General features: G+C 70.6%; 24 protein-coding genes and 1 pseudogene. 5 read left to right on the plus strand and 20 right to left on the minus strand.

Features of this window, described 5'->3' with window-relative positions; all coding sequences use genetic code 11:
* Nucleotides 1-42: 42 nt before the first annotated feature.
* The 6 genes from E7Z54_RS12290 to E7Z54_RS12315 all read right to left on the minus strand — a co-directional run bounded on the left by E7Z54_RS12290 (nt 43) and on the right by E7Z54_RS12315 (nt 6,660).
* Nucleotides 43-996, minus strand: coding sequence for a tyrosine recombinase XerC (locus tag E7Z54_RS12290; protein ID WP_136434086.1), 954 nt, complete (start codon nt 994-996; stop codon nt 43-45).
* 40 nt (nt 997-1,036) lie between these two features.
* On the minus strand, nt 1,037-2,197 hold the full coding sequence (dprA, locus tag E7Z54_RS12295) for a DNA-processing protein DprA (RefSeq protein WP_136434088.1): 1,161 nt from the start codon (nt 2,195-2,197) through the stop codon (nt 1,037-1,039).
* Nucleotides 2,194-3,825 carry a YifB family Mg chelatase-like AAA ATPase gene (locus E7Z54_RS12300; RefSeq protein ID WP_136434089.1) on the minus strand — a complete coding sequence of 544 codons (1,632 nt, stop codon included), beginning with the start codon at nt 3,823-3,825 and terminating at the stop codon, nt 2,194-2,196. Before E7Z54_RS12300 ends, dprA begins: the two co-directional genes overlap by 4 nt.
* Nucleotides 3,825-4,196, minus strand: a complete 372-nt coding sequence (locus tag E7Z54_RS12305) for a YraN family protein (RefSeq protein ID WP_136434091.1) — start codon at nt 4,194-4,196, stop codon at nt 3,825-3,827. The genes E7Z54_RS12300 and E7Z54_RS12305 overlap by 1 nt, the downstream gene beginning before the upstream one ends.
* Before the next feature lie 128 nt (nt 4,197-4,324).
* Nucleotides 4,325-6,181 (minus strand): hypothetical protein, encoded by a 1,857-nt coding sequence (locus E7Z54_RS12310; protein WP_136434093.1) that lies wholly within the window; start codon nt 6,179-6,181, stop codon nt 4,325-4,327.
* Entirely contained in the window at nt 6,178-6,660 is a 483-nt protein-coding gene (locus E7Z54_RS12315; protein ID WP_136434095.1) for a TadE/TadG family type IV pilus assembly protein, read from the minus strand. Before E7Z54_RS12315 ends, E7Z54_RS12310 begins: the two co-directional genes overlap by 4 nt.
* Before the next feature lie 336 nt (nt 6,661-6,996).
* Between E7Z54_RS12315 and E7Z54_RS12320 the strand changes: the two genes are divergently transcribed.
* Both E7Z54_RS12320 and E7Z54_RS12325 read left to right on the plus strand, forming a co-directional pair.
* Entirely contained in the window at nt 6,997-7,503 is a 507-nt protein-coding gene (locus E7Z54_RS12320; protein ID WP_136434097.1) for a TadE/TadG family type IV pilus assembly protein, read from the plus strand.
* Nucleotides 7,491-8,786 carry a pilus assembly protein TadG-related protein gene (locus E7Z54_RS12325; protein ID WP_136434099.1) on the plus strand — a complete coding sequence of 432 codons (1,296 nt, stop codon included), beginning with the start codon at nt 7,491-7,493 and terminating at the stop codon, nt 8,784-8,786. Before E7Z54_RS12320 ends, E7Z54_RS12325 begins: the two co-directional genes overlap by 13 nt.
* 16 nt (nt 8,787-8,802) lie before the next feature.
* Here E7Z54_RS12325 and E7Z54_RS12330 read toward each other — a convergent pair whose 3' ends face one another.
* From E7Z54_RS12330 to rplS, 4 genes are read right to left on the minus strand one after another with little or no spacing between them, the layout of a single operon-like run.
* Nucleotides 8,803-9,111 (minus strand): DUF2469 domain-containing protein, encoded by a 309-nt coding sequence (locus E7Z54_RS12330; RefSeq protein WP_136434101.1) that lies wholly within the window; start codon nt 9,109-9,111, stop codon nt 8,803-8,805.
* A complete protein-coding gene (locus E7Z54_RS12335) occupies nt 9,108-9,809 on the minus strand; it encodes a ribonuclease HII (RefSeq protein WP_136434103.1) in 702 nt (233 codons plus the stop codon). The genes E7Z54_RS12330 and E7Z54_RS12335 overlap by 4 nt, the downstream gene beginning before the upstream one ends.
* 28 nt (nt 9,810-9,837) lie before the next feature.
* Nucleotides 9,838-10,734, minus strand: a complete 897-nt coding sequence (gene lepB, locus E7Z54_RS12340; protein ID WP_136434105.1) for a signal peptidase I — start codon at nt 10,732-10,734, stop codon at nt 9,838-9,840.
* A 26-nt stretch (nt 10,735-10,760) separates the two neighbouring features.
* The gene (rplS, locus tag E7Z54_RS12345) at nt 10,761-11,123 is read right to left on the minus strand and encodes a 50S ribosomal protein L19 (protein WP_136434107.1); all 363 of its coding nucleotides are present in this window, start codon (nt 11,121-11,123) and stop codon (nt 10,761-10,763) included.
* 172 nt (nt 11,124-11,295) lie between these two features.
* On the opposite strand from rplS, the gene E7Z54_RS12350 reads away from it, so the two are divergent.
* The gene (locus E7Z54_RS12350; RefSeq protein WP_136434109.1) at nt 11,296-12,525 is read left to right on the plus strand and encodes a Fic family protein; all 1,230 of its coding nucleotides are present in this window, start codon (nt 11,296-11,298) and stop codon (nt 12,523-12,525) included.
* A gap of 52 nt (nt 12,526-12,577) precedes the next feature.
* Here E7Z54_RS12350 and E7Z54_RS12355 read toward each other — a convergent pair whose 3' ends face one another.
* The 6 genes and pseudogenes from E7Z54_RS12355 to rpsP form a co-directional block, all read right to left on the minus strand.
* Nucleotides 12,578-13,798 (minus strand): ammonium transporter, encoded by a 1,221-nt coding sequence (locus tag E7Z54_RS12355; protein ID WP_136434110.1) that lies wholly within the window; start codon nt 13,796-13,798, stop codon nt 12,578-12,580.
* Nucleotides 13,799-13,955: 157 nt separating this feature from the next.
* Nucleotides 13,956-14,423: a GNAT family N-acetyltransferase gene (locus E7Z54_RS24040; protein WP_276606224.1), complete on the minus strand. Its 468-nt coding sequence runs from the start codon at nt 14,421-14,423 to the stop codon at nt 13,956-13,958.
* Nucleotides 14,424-14,435: 12 nt separating this feature from the next.
* Nucleotides 14,436-15,107 (minus strand): annotated as a pseudogene (trmD, locus tag E7Z54_RS24045) (tRNA (guanosine(37)-N1)-methyltransferase TrmD); the annotation flags it as partial.
* Entirely contained in the window at nt 15,104-15,673 is a 570-nt protein-coding gene (gene rimM / locus E7Z54_RS12365) for a ribosome maturation factor RimM (protein ID WP_136434114.1), read from the minus strand. The pseudogene trmD and the gene rimM, both read right to left, overlap by 4 nt.
* 107 nt (nt 15,674-15,780) lie before the next feature.
* Nucleotides 15,781-16,020: an RNA-binding protein gene (locus tag E7Z54_RS12370; RefSeq protein WP_136434116.1), complete on the minus strand. Its 240-nt coding sequence runs from the start codon at nt 16,018-16,020 to the stop codon at nt 15,781-15,783.
* Nucleotides 16,021-16,024: 4 nt separating this feature from the next.
* A complete protein-coding gene (gene rpsP / locus E7Z54_RS12375; RefSeq protein WP_136434118.1) occupies nt 16,025-16,588 on the minus strand; it encodes a 30S ribosomal protein S16 in 564 nt (187 codons plus the stop codon).
* 351 nt (nt 16,589-16,939) lie between these two features.
* Here rpsP and E7Z54_RS12380 point away from each other — a divergent pair, with 351 nt between their 5' ends.
* A complete protein-coding gene (locus tag E7Z54_RS12380) occupies nt 16,940-17,530 on the plus strand; it encodes a hypothetical protein (RefSeq protein ID WP_136434120.1) in 591 nt (196 codons plus the stop codon).
* A 52-nt stretch (nt 17,531-17,582) separates the two neighbouring features.
* On the opposite strand, the gene E7Z54_RS12385 is transcribed toward E7Z54_RS12380, so the two are convergent.
* The 3 genes from E7Z54_RS12385 to ffh all read right to left on the minus strand — a co-directional run bounded on the left by E7Z54_RS12385 (nt 17,583) and on the right by ffh (nt 20,666).
* On the minus strand, nt 17,583-18,656 hold the full coding sequence (locus E7Z54_RS12385; protein WP_136434122.1) for an amidohydrolase family protein: 1,074 nt from the start codon (nt 18,654-18,656) through the stop codon (nt 17,583-17,585).
* Between the two features lie 67 nt (nt 18,657-18,723).
* Nucleotides 18,724-19,092: an NYN domain-containing protein gene (locus E7Z54_RS12390; protein WP_136434124.1), complete on the minus strand. Its 369-nt coding sequence runs from the start codon at nt 19,090-19,092 to the stop codon at nt 18,724-18,726.
* A complete protein-coding gene (gene ffh / locus E7Z54_RS12395) occupies nt 19,092-20,666 on the minus strand; it encodes a signal recognition particle protein (RefSeq protein WP_136434126.1) in 1,575 nt (524 codons plus the stop codon). Before ffh ends, E7Z54_RS12390 begins: the two co-directional genes overlap by 1 nt.
* A 166-nt stretch (nt 20,667-20,832) precedes the next feature.
* Between ffh and E7Z54_RS24050 the strand changes: the two genes are divergently transcribed.
* On the plus strand, nt 20,833-21,036 hold the full coding sequence (locus E7Z54_RS24050; protein ID WP_240769651.1) for a carbon starvation CstA family protein: 204 nt from the start codon (nt 20,833-20,835) through the stop codon (nt 21,034-21,036).
* On the opposite strand, the gene E7Z54_RS12405 is transcribed toward E7Z54_RS24050, so the two are convergent.
* The coding region (locus tag E7Z54_RS12405; RefSeq protein ID WP_136434130.1) for an HD domain-containing protein at nt 21,011-22,291 on the minus strand (1,281 nt) is incomplete at its 5' end. The genes E7Z54_RS24050 and E7Z54_RS12405 overlap by 26 nt on opposite strands.

A 22,291-nucleotide genomic window follows, 5' to 3' on the forward strand; every position in this document is an offset into this window, starting at 1 on the left:
GGCGCCCATCACCAGGTTGAACAACCTGGCTGGGCATCACATCTAGGCGCGCGGATGTGCCTGCTGATAGGCCCGGCGCAACCGATCGGTGGTGACATGGGTGTAGCGCTGCGTCGTCGCCAGCGAGGCATGGCCGAGGAGCTCCTGGACCGACCGGAGGTCCGCCCCACCCTCCAGCAGATGGGTGGCGGCGGTGTGACGGAGACCGTGCGGCCCGAGGTCGGGAGCGCCCGGGACGTCCGCGATCAGTCGATGCACCAGCGACCGCACCGCCCGCTGGTCGATCCTCCCGCCTCGGGCTCCCAGGAACAGGGCAGGTCCCGAGCCGGGGCGGCTCAGCTGCGCACGGCCGACGGTCAGCCAGGCGTCCAGCGCCTTCGCCGCTGGGTGGCCGAACGGCACCGTCCGCTCCTTGCGGCCCTTGCCGAAGACACGGACGACGTTGCGGTCACGGTCCAGGTCGTCGATGTCGAGGCCGCAGAGCTCGCCCACCCGCATGCCGGTGGCGTAGAGCAGCTCGAGGATCGCGACGTCGCGCAGCCCGGTGGGGCTGCCGTCGTCGGCGAGCGCGGTGGCGGCGGCGATCAGCTCACGCGCCTCGTCGACCCGCAGCACGTCGGGAAGGGTCCGGTGCGGTTTGGGCGAGCCCAGCGCAGAACCGGCATCGCTCGCGGCCCGACCGGTGCGCGCGAGCCAGCCGGTGAACACCCGGGCCGCGGTCGCCCGACGAGCCACCGTGGTCCGGGACAGGCCGAGGCCCTGCTGCTTGGCCAACCAGCTGCGCAGGGCTCGCAGATCGAGCTCCTGGGTGTCCTCGAGGCCGAGCCGGGATGCGTGCTCGAGCAGCCCAGCGATGTCTCCGACATAGGCCTTGACGGTGTGGGGGGCGAGGTTGCGTTCGGAGACGAGGTGTCGTTCGTAGTCGCCCAGGACGCGGGCGAACCGCTCCGGCAGCTCGGCGGGCTGCGGCTCCTGCGTCTCGGCGGCGGTGACCATCCCCTGATCCTAGGAAGCGGTCGGGCCGATTCGTCGGATGTCACTCCCGGCCCCGCTCGGTGAGCCGCCACCCGGTGCGGACCTGCTCGACGAGCCCTCCCTCCTCCAGCCGCACGAGGACCTGGTGCACCTCCACGACGCCGAGGCCCGCGACCAGCGCCACCGAGGCCGTCGAGGCAGGCTCGGACACGGGGACGGCGTCGAGCACCTGACGTCGGCGCACCGGCAGGGCGTCTCGGGGACGCTCGGGGCCGCGGGGCTCCTCCACCAGATGCTCCCCTGCCGCTCCGAGCAGCTCGAGCACGTCCGGTCCGCCGGTGACGAGGGACGCCGCGCCGCTCCGGATGAGCTGGTGCACCCCGACGGACGCGACGCTGGTGAGCGGGCCCGGTGTGCCCATCACGACGCGGTTGAGCCGCTGCGCCCAGTTGGAGGTGTTCAGGGCACCGCTGCGGGCAGCCGCCTCCACCACGACCGTCCCTCGCGCCAGTGCCGCGATGATCCGGTTGCGAGCGAGGAACCGCACGCGGAACGGGGACGCGCCGGGAGGTGCCTCGGAGATCACCGCATAGTGGCGGCCGAGGTGCCGCAACAGATCGCGATGGGCGGTCGGATAGATCCGGTCGGCCCCGCACGCCAGCACGGCGACCGTGACCGCGCCGACGCTCAACGCCCCCCGATGGGCGGCGTAGTCGATCCCGAACGCTCCTCCCGAGATGACTGCACGACCCGCCTCACCGACGACCGCGGCGAGATCGCCGGCCACCCGGTCGCCGTACGTCGTCGAGGAGCGCGAGCCCACGACGGCGAGGGACCCGGTGAGCCGGTCGAGGCGCAGCGGGCCCCGGACCCACAGCCCCACCGGGGTCCCTCCCCGCTCCTGAACGGTGCCGGCGGCATGCAGCTCCTCGAGCTGGGTCGGCCACTCGGCGTCACCGGGCACCACGAAACGGATGCCGAGCGATTCCGCGCGGTCGAGCTCGCGCTCGGCGTCGACACTCTCGAGGCGGGCCGCTGCGGCACGCAGCTGGTGGTGATGATCCGGGTGCTCCTGGAGAGCCTCGAGGAAGCGGAGCGCGCCGAGCTCGCTGGTGAGGCCGAGGAAGGTGTAGTCGCCCGGCTCGGCGACGATGCTGATCGTCGCCCGTGCCAGCCGCTCCGCCTCCGAGGCCCGTGGTCGGCTGGTTGCGGTCTGCGTCATCCCGCACGCCCCACGCCGTCGTGCCACTCGGGGACGCCCTCCCGCACCGTGCTCAGGTCGAGCGGGTCGCCGTTGCGCAGCCGCAGTGCGACCTCGACCTCCTCGAGCCCGGGTGTGACGTCACGATCAGTGCGCACGGACCGGAGGTCGGCGACGGTCCAGGCCAGCCGGAGCACCCGGACCGCCCCCCGGGCGCTCAGGCGCCCCCGGTAGGTCTCCTGGTCGACCCGCTGCTGCGCCTCGGGGGACACCGGCCAGCAGTCCTTGAGCCGCGGGCTCGGCACCTGGCTGTTGAGCCGCCAGTGCCATCCGACGAACCGCCTCCGCTGCCGTTCGCGGGCGCGGGCCACCCGGTGCCGCACCTCCGCGGAGGTCTCCGGCTCGCTGAACGGGTCGTGGCTCGACGGCGAGGCCGGCAGGACGTGCCGGGTGATGTCGATCCGGTCGGCGATCGGCCCGGACATCTTCAGCCGGTAGTCGCGTCGGACCGGGTTGGCGCACTTGCACCGGTTGGCGCCGGGATCGGTGCTGTACTCGCCGCAGGGGCATGGGTTGCAGGCCAGCACGACCATGCATCCGGCTGGGAGCGTCACCGACTCGTCGCGGCGCGCCACCGTGATGTCGCCGCTCTCGAGGGGCTGGCGCAGCGCCTGGATGACGTCGGACTTGAACAGCGGGAACTCGTCGAGGAAGAGCACACCGCAGTGCGCCCTGCTGATCTCGCCCGGATGCACCTGACCGAGACCGCCGCCGATCACGCTTGCCTTGCTGGCGTCGTGGTGCGGAGCGCCGAACGGCGGCCGCCTCACCATCCCCTGCCGCGGATCCAGGACCCCGGCGAGCGAGTGGAGGGCGGTGATCTCGAGCGACTCCTCCGGCGTCAGGTCCGGCAACAACGTGGGGATCCGCTCGGCGAGACTGGTCTTGCCCGCCCCCTTCGCCCCGGAGAGCTGGAGCGCGTGGCCGCCGGCGGCGGCCACCTCGACGGCGTACTTCTCATCCTCCATGCCGCGGAGGTCGGCGAGGTCGAGCTCGTCGAGCCGTTCGTCTCCGCGCCAGGTGATCAGGTGGGCGCCGGACGCCGCCGCCACCGGCGGCGCGACCGGCACGTCCTCGCCCCGCAGCTCGGCGACCACCTGCGCGAGTGAGCGCATGCCGATCACGGCCATGCCCGGCACCATCGCCGCCTCGGCGGCCTGAGGCTCGGGGACGAAGACTCGTCGGATCCCGCGCTCGGCGGCTGCCAGTGTCATCGGCAGAACGCCGACCGCTGGCCGCAGGCCGCCCGACAACGTGAGCTCGCCGATGAACGCCGTGCCGACGAGCCCCTCCGGCTCCATGCCCCCGTCAGCCGCGAGGACGCTGACTGCAATGGCGAGGTCGAAGTGGGTGCCGGACTTCGGCAGGTCGGCCGGCGACAGCAGGATGGTCGTGCGCTTGGTGACCGGCCAGGTCAACGAGCTGTTGATGATCGCCATCCGCACCCGGTCCTGCCCCTCCCGGAGTGCGACGTCGGCACGGCCGACCACGGCGACGCCGGGCTGGCCGGGCGACACGTCGGCTTGCACGTCGATCAGGTGCCCCAAGGCCCCGTTGAGCGCGACCGTGTGCGCCGTCGCGACCGGCATCAGCCCAGGCCCTGCACGTGGTCGAGCACCGCAGGGCCGCGCGGCGGACGGAGCACTGCGACCAGGTCGATCCGGATCCCGCTCGGCCGCACCCCGCGCTCGAGCGACCACCGCTCCCCCAGGTGCTTGAGCCGGGCCAGCTTGACGTCGGTGATCGCCTCGTGGGGGGTGCCGGCCACGAGGCTGGTGCGGGTCTTCACCTCGCACACCACCAGCGTCGTCCCGTCGCGCAGCACGATGTCGATCTCGCCCTCGTCACACCGCCAGTTGCGCTCGAGCACCGCCATCCCGAGCCCGGTCAGGTGACGCGCCGCCATCTCCTCGCCGTACGCCCCGATCGCCTGGCGGGCCGCCGCAGTCGTCTGTGTCATGTCGGCCAGGGTGGCGGCCGTGTCCGACACCGGGGCAGTACGACGACGGGGGCCTGTGGAAGCGACCAGTCGTCCACAGCCACCGGCTCGGCAGATGGCGAGTGCCGTGACGGCTGAGGTTGCTGGGGTCAGCCGACGAGCGAGGGTGCCCCGCACTCCGGACGGGGCACGCCGAAGAGGTCCGCGCCTCCGACCTGCAGCCCGAGGAGCTCCGACACCGGCACCAGGGCTCCGTTGACGTTGGCCGTCACGTTGTCGAGGGAGATGCCGACCCGGTTGGGGCCATGGAGGATCGCGTTCTGCAGCCCGTCCAGGTTCAGCTCAGTCAGTGCCACCGCGACCTCGGTGGTCGCCAGTCCCCCGACGAGCTTGACCTTCAGCTTCGGCGTCGCTCTGGCAGTGAACGTCGCGGTACGAACGGTCGGGATGGCGACGGGTCCGGCGGCTTCTGGACTCGGCTCCGGATCGAGGTAGTCGTGAGGAGGGACCCGGTAGACGGTGTCCACGGTCCCCTCGCGCGCCGCGAGACTCGTCGAGATCTGCGCACGGACGTCCAGGTCCAGCACCAGCGACGCGCTCGCGATGTTTCCGAGCCCGAGGCTGTTGAGGTAGTCGGCCGAGAGGATGCCGTTCGTCGAGATCTCGCCTCGCATGACGAACGGCACCGAGACGTCCACGGCCAGCGCCTCCGTGTCCACCCGCACCCTGATCTCCTCGGGGTCCACATCCGTCGCGTCCCCGCAGGTCAGCCCGGTCAGCGTGCCCGTCGCACCGGCCACCGCCGCCGACACCTGCACCTGTGACTTGTTCGTGCCGTCGGCGGTGCTGAGTGCGAGGCCGCTGATCTTCTCGCCGGTCAGCTCGAGTGCCAGATTCGTCTCGAGACGGATCTGAGCAGTGTCTGCCGTACTGCCCACCCGCCCGCAGCCCTGCCGAGGTGCCTCGATGATGACGAGCTTGACGTCACCCTTCGAGAGCCATGGATCTGCCCAGACCACGCCGGTGTCGAGGAAGTTGTTCTGGTTCGCGACCTCTGTCGCGACCGCGAGCCCGGTGGACCCGAGCAGGTCGAGGGCGTTGACGCTGCCCCGCACGGCGGAACCGTTCCCGACGGTGAGGATGTCCGCGACATTCATCGTCAGGGTCGTGCTGACCTTGGTGGCCAGCTCGCCCAGGATCGCGCCCGCGTCGGTCTGGCCGTTGCTGTCGAGGACACGCGCCCCGGCCTGCAGGAAGGTCGCCACCTTCAGGTTCTCCAGCGCGGCAAGCTCCTCGACGGTTCCCACACCGACCCCGGCCGCGAGCTGGTCGAGCTCGATGAAGGACCTGACGAGCCCCTGGTATCCGATCGCCCTCATCTGCACGCCGAACGCGTCGGTCAGCATCGACTCGAAGACGTCCTCGAGGACGGTGTCCCCGGTGTCCAGCGCCGCGGCGAAGGACCCGAGGCGGAAGCATGCTCGCGATTCGGCCGTGCCGACCGCGCGCCGCGTGACCGACCCGCCTTCCGCCATGCCGAACACGAAGTCCACCGAGGTGCGCGCGACCACCACCACGGCGTCGGGAACGACATCCTCGGCAACCTCGACCGGGAGGCCGTCACCGCCCGTGACGTAGTCGCCGTTGGCGTCCAGGTCGACGAGATAGGGCGTGACGCACGGCCCGCCACAGGGAGACGAACCGCCGACCGCGTTGTCGTTGTTGCGGTCCAGGCTGGCCGCTGCGGCGGCGAGCAGTGCGGGACGCTCGCCGTCGCCGCTTCGGACCTCGCCGGCACGTCGACCGTCGAGCAACCGCGCGAGGTCCAGGGAGACGACGTCCGCCAGCGCTTGCATGTCCCGCCGCGCGACGCGCTTCAAGCCCAGGTCGATGGTGAACGAGGCAACGACGATGAAGACGAACGTCATCAGGAGCGCCACGACCACTGCAGCAGCACCCCGCTCGTCCTGGCGGGTGACACGCGACGACACGAGGTGGCGGATCAACTGATCCTCACCTCGGTCGCGTACGTCAGCACGTCGGGAAGCACGAGGTCGGTGTAGAGGGCCGGGAGCAGCGGGTGGTCCCCGTAGTTGTAGGAGATCGTGACCTCGAAGCACGCCTCGTTGTCGCAGGTCGTCCGCACCACGTTGCAGGAGCCGACCTCACCCGACACGCCCTCACGCGTCAGAGTCCCAGCTCCCTCGTTGGCACCCTGGCAGGTCACGCCGTACCCCTCGAGCGCCTCCGTCACCGCTCGCCGCGCGTCGGCGGCACGGTCGGAGTCGATCGTCGCCGGCGAGGCGATCGCAGCAGCACGGGCACCCTCCGCTGCCGCCTGGCTGATCGCCTGCCGGAAGCTCAGCATGTAGCCGTAGCTGATGATGCCGAAGATCAGCAGCATCAGCATCGGCATGATCAAGGCGAACTCGACCGCCGCGGAACCACGGTCGGATCTGCGTTGACGCAGCACAAAACGTTTCATCGTCCCTCCCCGTTTCGCTGCCACATCCCGCCCCCCGGCAGCAGTTGCACACTAGCCCTACTCGGCACCTGGGAAGAGTGGAATTCACGAGACCAGGCTCCGCTGCGCAGCACCGCAGCAGGCGGCGCCGGTGCCTGGTGGGTACAAGGTCCCAAGCAGCATCGTCACCTCTGACTAGACGCTTGCCACCCCGATGTCAGCCGTCGCACGTCAAACGACCGCAATCGGCTGGTCCGAGGACAAATGCCCGGAAAGTTGATGGATCGTCCCCGCCGAAGGCCGAAGAACGAGGAGGCAGGGCTCGGTGCCAATCCGGCTCGGCACGTGGAGGAGATGATGGGTTTGCAGCGACGGCTCGGGCGCCGCGCGTGCTCCAGCAGCGCTCAGCGGGGCACCGCCGCGGTCGAGTTCGCACTCGTCAGCGTGGTGCTGATCCCGATCCTGTTCGGGATCCTGCAGTACGGGCTGTACTTCAACTCCTCGCTCAACGCCGATCAGGGTGTCCGCGAGACGGCCCGGATGGCGGTCGTCCAGCGATCCTCGGCGGGCTGCTCGACAACCGGCTGGGCCGCGATCTCCTGCACGGCCGAGGACATGGTCGGCGGCGCGCCCGCCGACACCTACGTGAAGGTCGCGGCGCCGGACGGCTGGAAGAAGGGCAACTCGCTCCTCGTGTGCGTCCTCGTGAAGTCCGGTAGCGCCTTCGGGATGCTGCCCATGCCGAACGACGGGTTCGTGCGGTCGAACCTGCGGATGTCGATCGAGCAGGCCGACCCGGCTCCCACCGGGTCCGGTTCCTCAGAGACTCTGCCTTCGGGCCAGGACTGGTCATGGTGCTCGTGAGACGTCATGACCGGGACGAACGTGGGGCGGCCGCCGTCCTGGTTGCGGTCATGGGCGTCCTCCTCCTGCTGATGGTCGGGCTGGTCCTCGACCTGGGGCTGGCTCGCGACACCCGCGGCAAGTCCCAGAACGCCGCTGACGCCTCAGCCCTCGCTGCCGGGAACGTCCTGTACGACGACGCAGGCTCGCCGGACTTCGGCGCCGCCGTCGCGGCCGCCAAGGCCTACGCCGGGCAGAACTTCGACGTGAGCCCCGCGGACTGGTCCGCCTGCACCGACTCCGGCCGGCTGGCTCACACACCCGACGCCTCCCCGTGCATCTCCTTCGACAGCGTCTCCGCGCCGACGAAGGTGCGGGTGCGGATCCCCGACCGCAGGGTCGACACGGCCTTCGCCGGGCTGGCGGGCATCGAGAGCTTCACCATCGCGACCGCTGCGCGCGTCGTCCTCGATCGCGGCGGAGTCCTGGACTGCGGACTCTGCGTCCTCGGCTCGGGTGTCGAGCACGACCTGCAGAACGGCGACGCGACGGTGCACGGCGGGAACATCCACTTCAACGGCAGCGTCGCCGTCAGCAACAACGGACTCGTCGCCACCGACGGCAACATCACGGTGGAGGGCTCGGCCTCGGGCGGCATGGCCAACTACTCGCCCGACCCGCGGACCGGGTACCCGGCGATCGACGACCCGCTGGCGACGCTGGCACTGCCACCGGACATGACGGGCCTGACAGGGCAGACCATCGCAGGGAACGAGTGCCCGCCGGGACCTGGTATCTACTCCGGACTCAACCTTCGCGGAAAGACGTGCACCCTCCCCCCGGGGCTGTACGTGGTCGCCGGGGGCCTCTGGGACCTGGCCGGCAACACCGCGACGCAGCTGAATGGCACTGGCGTGACCATCTACCTGACGTGCTCCTCGCTGGCCCAGCCGCGGCAGTGCGCGCAGGGAGAGCAGGGTGCCACCATCGACGCCTCCGGCAATGCGACGCTGGCCATCAAGGCTCCGACGTCGGGACCGCTCGCAGGCCTGTCGATCGTCTATGACCGCAACAACAGCCAGACCCTGCGACTGACGGGCAACGGCGGGGCGGGGTTCACCGGCACCATCTACGGGAAGAGCGCCACTTTGCAGATGAACGGCAACGGCTGCGCGTCGACGTTCCGTGCTGCGATCATCGTGAACGATCTCACGATGGCGGGCAACCCGTCCTGCCTCGTGGCGCGGTACGTCCCCAGCGAGAACTGGGCGCCCCCACCGGGCGAGCTGCGTCTCGACCACTGACGCGGACCGGGAGCCCTCAGGGCTTCGGCAGCTCCAGGTCGGAGGTCGCGAGCTCCTCGACGTTGACGTCCTTGAAGGTCAGCACCTTGACGTTCTTGGCGAACCGGGCCGGGCGGTACATGTCCCACACCCACGCATCGGCGATGGTCACCTCGAAGAAGACGTCGCCACCTTCCGTGCGCGCCTTCACGTCCACGGAGTTGCACAGGTAGAACCGTCGGTCGGTCTCCACCACGTACTTGAAGATGCCGACGACGTCGCGGTACTCCCGGTAGAGGTTCAGCTCCTGCTCGGTCTCGTACTTCTCGAGCTCCTCGGCACTCACATCTCAGACTCTAGCCCGGCGGCCTCAGCGGCGTCGGGCAGAGGCTCCAGCCCGGCCGCGCGCCGGACGTTGACGAAGCGCATCCGGTGCACCGGGCAGGGCCCGTGCTGCTCCAGCGCGGCGCTGTGGGTCGCGGTGATGTAGCCCTTGTGCGTCTTGAAGTCGTACGCCGGCCACTGCTCGTCGACCTCGAGCATCATCCGGTCCCGGGTGACCTTCGCCAGCACGGACGCCGCCGCGACGCACGCAGCGACCCGGTCGCCCTTCCACACAGCCAGCCCCGGAGCGCCGAGCCCGTCGACCGGGAAGCCGTCCGTGAGGACGTACGACGGCGGCACGGACAGCTTGGCGACCGCCCGCCGGAGGGCCTCGACGTTGGCGACGTGCATGCCCAGCCGGTCACACTCCTCGTGGGAGATCACCACCACCGACCACGCCACGGCACGTCGCACGATCTGCGCGTAACAGCGTTCCCGGGCCGCAGCCGTCAGCAGCTTCGAGTCGGCCAGGCCGGGGATGATCCCAGCCTTCCCCGCAGGCAGGATCGCCGCTCCGGCCACGAGCGGTCCCGCACAGGCACCCCGTCCGGCCTCGTCGACGCCGGCGATCGGCTCGAGGCCGTGGCGGCGCAGGGCGCGCTCGTAGCCGTAGATTCCGGCGTCACGTCGTACCGTCGCTCCCCTGGGCAGCGTCGACATCGTGCTCCGCTCAGTCCTCGGTCCTGGGTCAGTCCTGGTTGCTGGTGCTGTCCTGCGTGCGCTTCGCCAGCCGGTCGGCGCGCTCGACGAGATCGGCGGGCGGGGCGTCAGGGACATTGTCGAACACGGGCGGTCGGCTGATCCAGCGCCACCGGTCCCGGGGCCAGATCAGGGTGAACACCTTGCCGACGACGAGGTCGGTGTCGACCCAGGGACTCTGCGTGCAGGGGTCCTCGTCGGGAGCGCACAGGTGCGCCCGGGAGTCCGCGGAGTGACCGCGGTTGTCCCCCAGCACGAGCAGCTTGCCCTCGGGGATCGGCCCGATGGTCCACGAGCAGGGCTGCGCGAAGGCGGTACCACGCTGGGTGATGCTGTCGTCGAGCGGCGCGTTGCAGTTGCCGGGGTCGGGGCCGAGGTAGTCGGTCTCGTCCACCGCCTCGCCGTTGACCTCGATCCGGCCCGAGTCGTCGCAGCAGACGACCACGTCGCCTTCCGTCCCGATGACGCGCTTCACGAGGTGTCCACCGGTCGGGTAGAGCCCGATCTTCGACAGCAGGTTCGCGAAGCCGGTGGGACCCTGGCTGTCGGTGGGTGCGAGCCATTGACCCGGGTCCTCGAAGACCACGACGTCACCACGCTCCGGCTTGCTGCCGAACCAGTAGGAGACCTTCTGGACCAGGATCCGGTCGTTCTCGACCAGTCCCGGCTCCATCGACTCCGAGGGGATGTAGAACGCCTGGACGAACAGCGCCTTGATCAGGACCGCGAGTCCGAGGGCGACCACGAGCAGCAGGATGGTCTCCTGCCACACCGGGAGGTGCTTGCGGCCTGCGGGCCGGTCACCGCTGGGCGGCTGGTCGGCCGCCGACCCGGGGTCCGCTGCGGCGTCCTCGGGACGCTCGGAGTCGGAAAGGGGGGTGGTCACGAGGGTGGAGTCTAGGCAGGTCCGCCTCAGACCTCGCGACGCTCCTTGATCTTGGCCGCCTTACCGCGCAGGTTGCGCAGGTAGTACAGCTTCGACCGGCGCACGTCACCGCGGGTGACGACCTCGATCTGCTCGAAGATCGGCGAGTGGAGCGGGAAGGTCCGCTCGACACCGACGCCGAAGGAGACCTTGCGGACCGTGAACGTGCGGCCCACACCGGAGCCGTGGACGCGGATCACGACGCCCTGGAAGATCTGGACGCGGGACCGGTTGCCCTCGACGACCTTCACGTGCACCTTCACGGTGTCGCCGGCGCGGAAGTCGGGGATGTCGTCACGCTTGACGGCGTTGCCGAGGTCGGTCACGACGGACGGGGAAATCTTGGACATCATTCTCCTCGCGAATGCCACAGGTCAGCCGCGGTATAGGGGTGGAAAGCTCAGGTGGCGTCGCGGTCGACGATTCCCCTGTGGCAGAAGCGTCCGCGTCACCGACCCAGAATCTTCCCACAGCGGCGCGAGCGCGACGAAATCGGCAGCCGGGCACTGCCAGAATGCCGCCATGACGGACGTCGCTGCTCCCCTCGACTGGGTGCCCCACGCCTACGAGCGCCGTCCGTGGCGTCAGCAGGTGCCGCGCGGACCGCGGAGCGAGCGCCGGGTCCGGGAGATCGAGGTCGCGCTTCCGCCACTGATCCGCGACCTCGACTTCCAGATGCCCGACGACCTGGCCCGGCTCGTCACAGCCAGCCTCGGTGAGCTGAGCAACCTCGACCTCGTGCACGGCCGCACGCTGAAGGCGCTGAACCACCTCCATCTCCGGGCCGAGGCGATCGACTCCTCCAAGATCGAGGACATCGAGGCCGGTCTCGCCGACTACGGTCGCGCCCTGCTCGGCGTCGGGGCGAACGCCTCCGCCACGTCGATGGCGTCGGCGACGTCCGCGCTGACGCGCCTGATCGGCGACACCGATCGGACCCGTTCGGTCCGCGCCGAGGCGGTCCTGCAGGCGCACGACGACCTGTTCCGCCGCAACCCGGAGGAGGCGCACCGTGCGGGGTCGTTCCGCACGACCCAGAACTGGATCGGCGGCAGCGACTACTCCCCGACCGGCGCCCTGCACGTGCCACCTCCGCCGGAGACGGTTCCGGACTACCTCGACGACCTCTTCGCGTTCGCGAACCGCGACGACGTGTCGCCTCTGGTGCAGGCGGCGATCGTGCACGCCCAGTTCGAGTCGATCCACCCGTTCATCGACGGGAACGGCCGGATCGGGCGCACCCTCATCCACGCCGTCCTGCGGCGGCGCCGGTCGACGCGGCACCTCACGGTACCGATCGCGTCCGCCCTGGTGGCCGACCGCGACGGCTACTTCGCGGCGCTCAACGACTACCGGGCAGGCCGGGCACGCACTCTCGTCGTGCTGCTTGCCTCGGCCACGCGGATCGCCACCGCCGAGGCGTGGCGCACTGCGAGGGACATCGACACCGTCCGTGACGACTGGGGCAGGACCGTCGGCGGCACCAGGCCCGGCACTCCGCTGCACCGCGTGCTCGACCTGCTGACCGAGGAGCCGATCGTCAACGAGCGACTGGTCTCCGACCGGCTGCGCATCGGGGAGTCCGACGCCTCCGACACGATGCGCAGGCTGGTCGAAGCCCGGATCCTCACCGCCGCCCCGGGCTCACGACGATCACCCGTGTGGCTGGCCGACGACATCCTGGCCGCGGTGCAGCGCATGACTGAGCGGGTCCAGGAGAACAGCCGCCGATGGGCCACCCCCCACACGTAGGCAGGGCCCGTCCGGCTCGACAGCCGGACGGGCCCACCTGTGGCGCGAGCGATCAGTCGATCGCGTAGCCCCCTCCGTGGAGGACCGTGTCGATTCCGGCGATCTCGTCCTCCTCCTTGGCGCGGAGACCGATCGTCTTCTCGATCGCCGTGCCGATCACGAAGGCGACGACGAACGCGTAGGCGATCATCGCCAGCGACGAGCCGACCTGCTTGACCAGGAGGTCGATCCCACCGCCGTAGAAGAGGCCCTCGCCGCCGACGGAGGCGATGAAGCCGAGAGAAGCGCATCCGATGAAGCCCGCGACCAGGTGGATGCCCACGACGTCGAGCGTGTCGTCAAAGCCGAGCTTCCACTTCAGGTCGATCGCGAGGGCGCAGACCGCACCGGCAAGGAGCCCCAGGACGATCGCCCAGGCCGGGCTCACGTGGGCACACGCCGGGGTGATCGCGACCAGGCCGGCCACGATGCCCGAGGCCGCGCCGACAGCGGTGGCCTTGCCCTCCCTGAAGTGCTCGACCACGAGCCAGCCGAGCATGCCCGCGGCCGGGGTCACCATCGTGTTGAGGAAGATCAGGCTGGTCTGGCCCTCGTCGGCGCCGTAGACGCCGGTGTTGAAGCCGAACCAACCGAACCACAGGATCGCCGCACCGATGAGCACCAGCGGAACGTTGTGCGGAGCCGTCTCCTCCTTGGAGAAGCCGACCTTGCGCTTGCCGAGGACCAGCGCGAGGGCGAGAGCGGCCGCACCGGCGGCCTGGTGGACGATCGTGCCACCGGCCCAGTCGAGGACGCCCCAGTTCAGGATCCAGCCCAGGGCACCGTTGTCGTCGAAGGCCCACACCCAAGCCTGGCCCGGGAAGTACACGAGGGTGGCCCAGACGCCCGCGAACAGGAGCCACGGCCAGAACCGGGCGCGGTCGGCGATGGCGCCGGAGATCAGCGCGACGGTGATGATGGCGAAGGTGGCGCCGAACGCGATGCCGCCGAAGACGTTCGTGGCCTCACCCTCACCGACGCCCGCCATCAGGTCCACCAGCCCGAAGTCGGAGAACGGGTTGGCGACGATCTGGTTGACCTCGGTCAGGGCGCCCATGTTGTAGCCGTAGAGGACCCACAGAACGGTGATGAGGCCCATCGAACCGAAGCTCAGCATCATCATGGAGACGACCGACTTGGACTTGACCAGGCCGCCGTAGAAGAAGGCGAGGCCCGGGGTCATGAACAGCACGAGCGCTGCGCACAACAGCTGCCATGAGAGATCGAGAGACATTGAGTACCCCATTTGCTCGGGAGAGTGCCGTTGCAGCCCGCACCGGTGCGGGTGACGTTGCGCCGATACTTGCGACCACTCGTTTCACCGAGGCTCGACGGAGGTTTCCGCTGTGTTACAGGTTCGAGCGTGATGTGTCGTCCTCATGTCGGACGACTCACCGGCGTCCCTTCGTCAGCATGACCGCGCCGGCGGGCGCCGGCAGATCGGGACGCATCCGGAACCCGGCTTTCTTGTACATCCGGTGGTTGCGGACGCTGGCGGCGCCCGTGAAGAGCAGGTAGGACGTCGCCTGCTCCGGCGCGACCGCCTGGATGTGCTCCAGCAGCACCCGGCCCAGTCCCTGGCCCTGGAGGTCAGGGGCGACCATGATCCGGCCGATGTCCCACGCGTTGCCCTCGAGCCGACCGCGCACGGCGCCGACGAGCCGGTCGGCGCGGCGCACCACCCAGGTGTCCCACTCGGTCATCCAGGCGCGGACGTCGTCGAGCGTCTCGTGGAGCGCGGGGATGTCGAGGCTGTCGTTCTCGAGCGCTTCCGCCACCCAGCAGGCGCGCTGCAGGGTGAGGAGCTCTCCCGCATCCGCCGGGACGGCGCGCACGATCGGCGAGCCGTCGTCCAGCACCGACGGCGCCAGCAGGTCGGGGCGGCGCTCGACCGTTCGCCGTACGGCGTGGTCGTGGCGCCAGGCGGCGACCCTGGCGTGGTCGCCGGAGCGAAGGACGTCGGGCACGTCGTGACCGCGCCAGGACGGAGGCTTGGTGTAGACGGGGTACTCGAGGAGGCCGTCCGCATGCGACTCCTCGACGAGCGACTCGGCGTTGCCCATGAAACCCGGGAGGAGGCGTACGACCGCCTCGGTCACCGCGAGGGCCGCCACCTCTCCCCCGTTGAGGACGTAGTCACCGAGGCTGATCTCGCGCACCTCGGCGCGCTCGCGAGCGTGCTCGATCACCCGCTGGTCGATGCCTTCGTAGCGGCCGCACGCGAAGACGAGGCGGGATCGGGTGGACAGCTCGGCGGCGAGCCGCTGATCGAAGGGCTCTCCGGAAGGGGTGGTGAACACGACGGTGGCGTCGGCTCCGATCCCGAGGGCGTCGAAGGCCTCGCCGAAGGGTTCGGGCTTCATCACCATGCCTGCGCCGCCGCCGTAGGGCGTGTCGTCCACCGTCCGGTGCCGGTCGTGGGTCCACTTCCGTAGGTCGTGGACGTGGAACTCCACCAGCCCGCCCGCGGCGGCCTTGCCGGGAAGCGAGAGCTCCAGTGGCGCGAAGTAGTCGGGGAAGATCGTCAGGTAGTCGAGTCTCACGAGGAGTCCTCGCCCTCGGCCTCCGTCTCCTCCGGGAAGGGCGTGACGAGTCCGGGTCGGTCGGCGATCACCACCCGGCCGGCGCGGACGTCGACCTCGGGGACCAGTGCGGCGACGAACGGGACCAGCGCCTCGCGGTCGTCGGCGGTGCGGATCCGCAGGATGTCCTGGGCGCCGTGGAAGAGCCCGACGACCTCTCCCAGGTGGTCACCGCCGATGTCGTAGGCGGCGAGGCCGACGAGCTGATGGTCGTAGAACTCCTCGGGGTCCTCGGGCACCTCGTCCGCCGGCACGTGGGCCTTCAGGACGACCCCCCGCGCGGACTCGGCCGCGTTGCGGTCGGGCAGCTCGTCGAACGTGACGAGGAGGACGCTCTGGTGCCAGCGGATCCGGCTCACGGTCAGAGTGCGGCGCGGGAAGGTCGAGGCTCGCGGCGCCTCGACCAGCAGCACCGCGCCGGCGACGAAGCGCCGATCCGGCTCGTCGGTGCGCACGTCCACCGTCACCTCGCCGCGCAGCCCGTGAGGCTTGCCGATCCGGCCGACGACGACCTCGATGCTCTCCACGCGTCAGAGGTTAGGGGGCGCCGGGCAGGAACGACGAACGGGCGCCTCCCGTGTGGGAGACGCCCGTTCGTGGGGTAGCGCGTCGCGGAGGCGCTCGGCCCGGAGGCTCAGCGCCTGTCGGTGTCGACGAAGTCGATCCGAGTGCCGCCGTTGCCGGCCAGCGCAGCGATGACCGTACGGAACGCAGTCGCCGTGCGACCGCTCCGACCGATCACCTTGCCGAGGTCGTCGGGGTGGACCCGGACCTCGAGCAACGAACCGCGACGAAGCTGCTTGTCGCGCACGACCACGTCGTCGGGGTGATCGACGACTCCCCGGACGAGGTGCTCCAGCGCGTCGGCGAGCATCGACTCAGGCCTCGCGCTTGTCGGCGTCGGGGCGCTCGACGGTCTCGTGCTTCTCGGCAGCCTCGACCGCCGCAGCCTCGTCCTCGGCACCCTCAGGGGTCTCGACGCCCGGGGTGCGGGCCTCGAACTCCTCGACCGGCGTCTGCTCGGCCGGGGCCTCGGCAGCCTTGTCGGCCTTCTTCTCGGACTTCTTCTTCGAGGTCACCGCTGCAGCCTTCGGCTCGCTGGCGGCCTCCTTGAGGGCCTCGTTGAAGATCTCGAGCTTGTCGCGCTTGGGCTCCTTGACCTGGAGGGTCCCCTCCGCGCCGTCGATGCCCTTGAACTTCTGCCAGTCACCGGTGACCTTGAGGATGGCGGCGACGGCCTCGCTCGGCTGGGCGCCGACCTTCAGCCAGTACTGAGCCCGCTCGGACTCGACGTCGATGTACGACGGGTCCTCCTTGGGGTGGTACTTGCCGATCTCCTCGATCACCTTGCCGTCGCGCTTCTTGCGCGAGTCGACGACGACGATGCGGTACTGCGGAACCCGGACCTTGCCCAGGCGCTTCAAACGGATCTTGACGGCCACGTCTGTGGTGTCTCCTTGAGAACTTGTGGTGGGTGGGCCGCGCGCAGCCAGGTGGGGACCGGACGGCGCGGACCGATGGCGCTGCACCACCCGGTTGAGAGGGTCCGGAGGGCACAGAACTCAGCGGCCCAGTCTGCCAGACGCAGCACCGTGGACAGAAATCGCGTGGAACCTCCGGCTCTCGCGCCCGAGGCGGTCGCCGGCTCGGCCCGGCGACCGGCCCGGCGACCGGCCCGCCGGTCTGGTCCGGACGGGCCATGCCGGACTGACCGCGCGCAGGTACGGATTCCGGACCGTGCTGCCCACCATGGAGGTCGACCCACTCGACAGTATTCGAAGAGGAACCACTCCATGAAGCACATCCGCCGTGCCACCGCCGCGACCGCTGCCGCCGCGGCGCTCGTCCTGGCGCCCGTCTCCCTCGACGCCGCCGACGCCGCCCCGACGACCGCCAAGTCGCGGGTGGTGAAGACACAGGTCAAGCAGCTCGTCAGGGACATCGCCCTCAAGGACCGCCTGCTCGCCCGGGTCGACGCGTCGAAGACGGTCACCCGACTCGCCGACGAGAACGAGGGCGTCCTCCGCGAGTCGATCGCCTCGGACCGGACCGAGCTCCGAGAGCTGCGCGCCGAGGCCGGCGCCGCGGACTCCACCCGCGACACCCGATCGCTCCGCCGCGAGGTGCGCTCCTACCGGGTTGAGATCTACACCCAGGCGGCCGGCATCGTCCGCGCGGCCGAGGAACTCTCGGTGCGCGCTGCCGAGGACGAGGAGGCGCTCGCCCTCATCGACATCGCGATCGACGCGGCCCTCGCCCTGCACGCCCAGAGCCCCAAGTCCGACATCGCGGTGGCCCGTGGCCACCTCGCCGACGCCGAAACCGAGCTCGAGGACTCCGACGACCCGGTCGACCCGGAGACCCCGGTCGAGCCGGTCGCCTGAGCCGACCCTTCGCCACATGCCGCCCGGGCGACCGGGCGGCATGTGCGCGCCGTCACCGCACCACGCGGCCGCGGAGCACGACGCGCGAGGGCTCGGCCAGCACGGACAGGTCCGCGACCGGGTCCCGGGGATAGACGACGAAGTCCGCCGGGTCCCCCTCGTCGAGCCCGCCGTTCCACCCCAGCCACGCACGCCCGCGCCACGACGCGGCGGCGAGGACGTAGTCGGCCGGCAGGCCCATCTCGGCCATCGCACGGATCTCCTCGTGCAGCACGCCGTGCCTCGCCGTACCGCCTCCGTCGCTGCCCACGTAGAGCGCGACGCCCGCCTCGTAGGCGCTCATCAGCACGTCGCGGCGGCGCCGATGCAAGGCCTCCAAGATGCTGGCATAGGCGGGGAACCTGTCGCGCCCGGCCTCAGCGAACTGGGGGAACTTGTCGGTCTGCAGCACCGTCGGGACCAGTGCGACGCCGCCGGCCACCATCTGCTCGATGTGCGCCTCGGTGAGGCCGGTGCCGTGCTCGATGCAGTCGATCCCGGCATCGAGCAGCGGCGAGAGTGAATCCTCGCCGAAGCAGTGCGCCGTGACCTTCGCGCCACCCGCGTGGGCGACCGCGATCGCCTCCGCGACCGCGTCCGCCGGGAATGACGGCGTCAGATCGTCCTCGTCGCGGGAGATCCAGTCGCCGACGAGCTTCACCCAGCCGTCACCGGCCCGCGCCTGCTCGGCGACGGTCGCCGACAGCTCGGCCGGCTCGACCTCGACGCCGTAGTTGCGGATGTAGCGCTTGGTGCGTGCGACGTGGCGGCCGCAGCGGATCAGCCGGGGCAGGTCCGCGCGATCGTGGACCCAGCCGGTGTCGGTCGGCGACCCGCAGTCGCGCAGCAGCAGCACCCCATTGTCGCGGTCGGCGAGCGCCTGCCGTTCGACCTCGTCGTCCGGGATCGCTCCCCCGTCCTCGAGGCCGAGGTGGTTGTGGGCGTCGACGAGACCCGGCACGATCCAGCCCTCCCCGGCAGTCTCGGCGCCGGCCGGCCGCTCGTAGGTGACTCGTCCGTCGACGACGTACACCTCCCGAACCTCGCCGTCGGGCAGGACCGGACCGGAGAACCTCAACGCACTCACGCGAGCGACGTTACCGAGCCGGACAGCGGACCGATCAGGCGGAGCGCCGGCTCGCCGCCGGCCCCGCTCAGAGCCGGTCCAGGAGCCAGGTCGGGCTCAGCGTGGTCGCGCCCGCGCCGGCGACCCGTGCGTCGAGCGCGCGGTCGGCGGTCACCACGACGACACGGTCGCCGTTCTCGGCGGCTCGCCGGGCCTCCGCGACGATCGTGGTGTCGCCGTCCTTCGGCGCGTGCACGGTGCGCACGTGGGCGTCCCGACCGGCGGGTACGCCACCCTTGGCCTGCCCCTCCAGCACGAGTACGACGACGTCGTACTCGATGTCGGCGACGAGGAGCTGCGCATGCAGCCGCCGCGCGGCGGCGGCACGGTCCTTCCACCACCCGTCGGGGCGGGCACCGACGACGTTGGCGCCGTCGACGACCAGGACGGTGGTCACTACTTGAGGAACTTCGAGAAGTCCTTGGGCAGCTCCAGGTTGGCCGCAGCCGCCTCGTAGTCGATGTCCTCACCGATGCCGAACGGGTTGGGCTGGGCCTGGGCGGCCTTCTCCTTCTCGGCTGCGGCGTCCTGCGCCGCCTTGGCCGGATTGCCCGAGCGTCGAGCACCCTTGGCCTTGCCCTTCTTGGCCTTCTGCTTGGCGCTCACCCGCTTGCCGCCGCCGGGCCCCATACCGGGCATGCCCGGCATGCCTGGCATCCCCGGCATGCCGCCGCCGCGCGCCATCTGCATCATCATCTTCCGGGCCTCGAAGAACCGGTCGACGAGGCCGTTGACGTCCGAGACCGACCGGCCGGAGCCCTTGGCGATCCGGGCACGGCGGGAGCCGTCGATGACCTTGGGGTTGGCGCGCTCGGCCGGCGTCATCGACCGGATGATCGCCTCGATCCGGTCGATCTCGCGGTCGTCGAAGTTCTCCAGCTGCTCGCGGACCTGGCCCATGCCCGGCAGCATCTGCAGGATCTTCGACATCGAGCCCAGCTTCTTCAGCTGCTGCATCTGGGACAGGAAGTCGTCGAGGGTGAAGTCCCCGCCGGTGAGCTTCTCGGCGGCCTTGAGGGCCTCGTCCTGGTCGAAGGCCTTCTCCGCCTGCTCGATCAGGGTGAGCACGTCACCCATGTCGAGGATGCGGGAGGCCATCCGATCGGGATGGAAGACGTCGAAGTCGGTCATCTTCTCGCCCGAGGAGGCGAACATGACCGGTCGGCCGGTGACCTGTCGGATGGACAGCGCCGCACCGCCGCGCGCGTCGCCGTCGAGCTTGGTGAGTACGACGCCGTCGTACCCGACGCCGTCGAGGAACGCCTGCGCGGTCACCAGCGCGTCCTGGCCGATCATCGCGTCGACGACGAAGAGCACCTCGTCGGGCTGCACCGCGTCGCGGATGCCCGCGGCCTGCTTCATCATCTCGGCGTCGACACCGAGGCGGCCGGCGGTGTCGACGATGACGACGTCGTGGAGCTTGCGCTTCGCCTCCTCGATCGATGCGCGGGCCACCGAGACAGGGTCACCGACCCCGTTCCCGGGCTCGGGCGCGAAGACCGGGACCCCGACCTTCGCCCCGTTGACCTGGAGCTGCTGGACGGCGTTGGGGCGCTGGAGGTCGCAGGCCACCAGGAGCGGGGTCTTGCCCTGCTCCCTCAGCCACAGGGCCAGCTTGGCGGCGAGCGTGGTCTTGCCGGCGCCTTGGAGGCCGGCGAGCATGATCACCGTCGGACCCGTCTTGGCGAAGCGCAGCCTGCGGGTCTCGCCGCCGAGGATCGTGACGAGCTCGTCGTTGACGATCTTGACGACCTGCTGGGCGGGGTTCAGCGCCTGGCTGACCTCCTCGCCCCGGGCGCGCTCCTTGACGGCGGCGACGAAGTCCTTCACCACCGGCAACGCGACGTCGGCCTCGAGCAGGGCGATCCGGATCTCGCGCGCGGTTGCGTCGATGTCGGCCTCGGAGAGCCGTCCCTTGCCGCGGAGGTTCTTGAGGGTCGCGTTGAGGCGATCGGAAAGAGTGGCGAACAAGAGCGTTGCGTCCTCGTCGGAGTCGTCGTCGAAGTTGGAAGTCGCTGGACACCCGATCCTAACCGGCGACCCGCGACGGCCCGACGTCTGCGGCGGGCGCTCCAGGGTACTGCGCTGGGAACGCGCCTCAGGTGCGGCGGTCGGGCCTGCCCGAGGGGGACACCCCGTGCTCGCCCTCTCCCGCGGCGAGCAGGTGTCGGCACTGTGGGTGCTGTTCGCAGCGCTGGCGTCGTACGCCATCGCCTACCGGTTCTATGCGCGACTCATCGCCTACCGCGTGCTGGAGGCCGACGACACCCGGGCCACGTCGGGCCTGACGCCGATGCTGACGGCTGGACAGCGAGTCACGTGCCCTCGCCGCTCCACGTGATCGCCTCCCGCACCGCGTGCGCCGCGTCGGCCGACCGGGTCTCGGAGAGAGCCCCGGCGTGCGCCTCCTGCACGTAGAAGACATCGACCGCCTGCGGTCCCAACGTCGACACGTGGGCCGAGCGCACCGAGATCCCCAGCTTCGCCAGGGCCGCGCAGACCAGGTAGACGGTGCCGACCCGGTCCGCGGCCCGGATCTCGATCACCGTTGCCTGGTCGCTCGCCTCGGGACGTACGACGACGGTCGGCGCGAGCTCGCCGTCGGACCCCCCGCGCGGGGCCAGCCGGGCCGCAGGCTCGACCCGCTTCTCGGTCACACTGTCGAACTGGTCGTGGAGCGCGCCGGCGTCGAGGTGCTCATCGGCGACGTCCCACACCGAGACGCCGTACTCCCCCTGGGACCAGACGCGGGCGGCACGCACCGGCACCCGGCGCAGGGCGAAGGTCGCCGCGAGGTCGGCGAGCAGCCCCACCCGGTCACGGGACACCGCGGTCACCCGCGAGCCGTCGCCGACCCGCTCGATGCTGATCGAGACGTTGCGGTCCAAAGCCGCACGGGGGATCTCGATCTCCTCGACCCGGAAGGCGGGCGGCACGCTGCCTCGTGCGAGCGCGGCCGCAGCCCGCCGGGACAGGTCATGGACGAGCCCGGCCCGCCAGGAGGTCCACGCCTTGGGCGAGGTCGCCTTCGCGTCGGCCTCGGTCAGCGCTGTCAGCAGGGCCAACGCCTCGGGGGTGTCGATGTGCTCGGTGAGTGCGTCGAGGGTGGCCGGGTCGTCGGGGTCGCGGGTCGTCGCGATGCCGGCCAGCAGCAGGTGCCAGCGGACCAGCTGGACGATCAGCCGCACCTCGTGGGGGTCGAAGCCCATCCTGGTCGCGATGTCCCGCGCGATGGGCACACCGGCGACGCTGTGCTCCGTCAGGCCGCCCTTTCCGATGTCGTGCAGCAGCGCCGCGACCACGAGCACGTCGGGTCGCGACACGTCGCGGATCAGCGACGACGCCTCGATGCAGGTCTCCACGACGTGCCGGTCGACGGTGAACCGGTGGATCACGGATGCGTGCGGCAGCAGCCGGATCCGGTCCCACTCCGGCAGGATCCGCTCGAGCGCACCGGTCTCCTCCAGCGTCTCCCAGACGCCGAGCAGCCCGCGGCCGGCGGCGAGCAGCCGCACCATCTGCCGGCGCGCCTCCTCCGGCCACGGCTCGGGCAGCGGTGGGCAGTCCCGCACCAGGCGTGCGGCGGTCGGCGGAGC

The organism is Nocardioides sp., from assembly GCF_004803405.1.
GTDB classification, from domain to species: domain Bacteria; phylum Actinomycetota; class Actinomycetes; order Propionibacteriales; family Nocardioidaceae; genus Nocardioides; species Nocardioides vastitatis.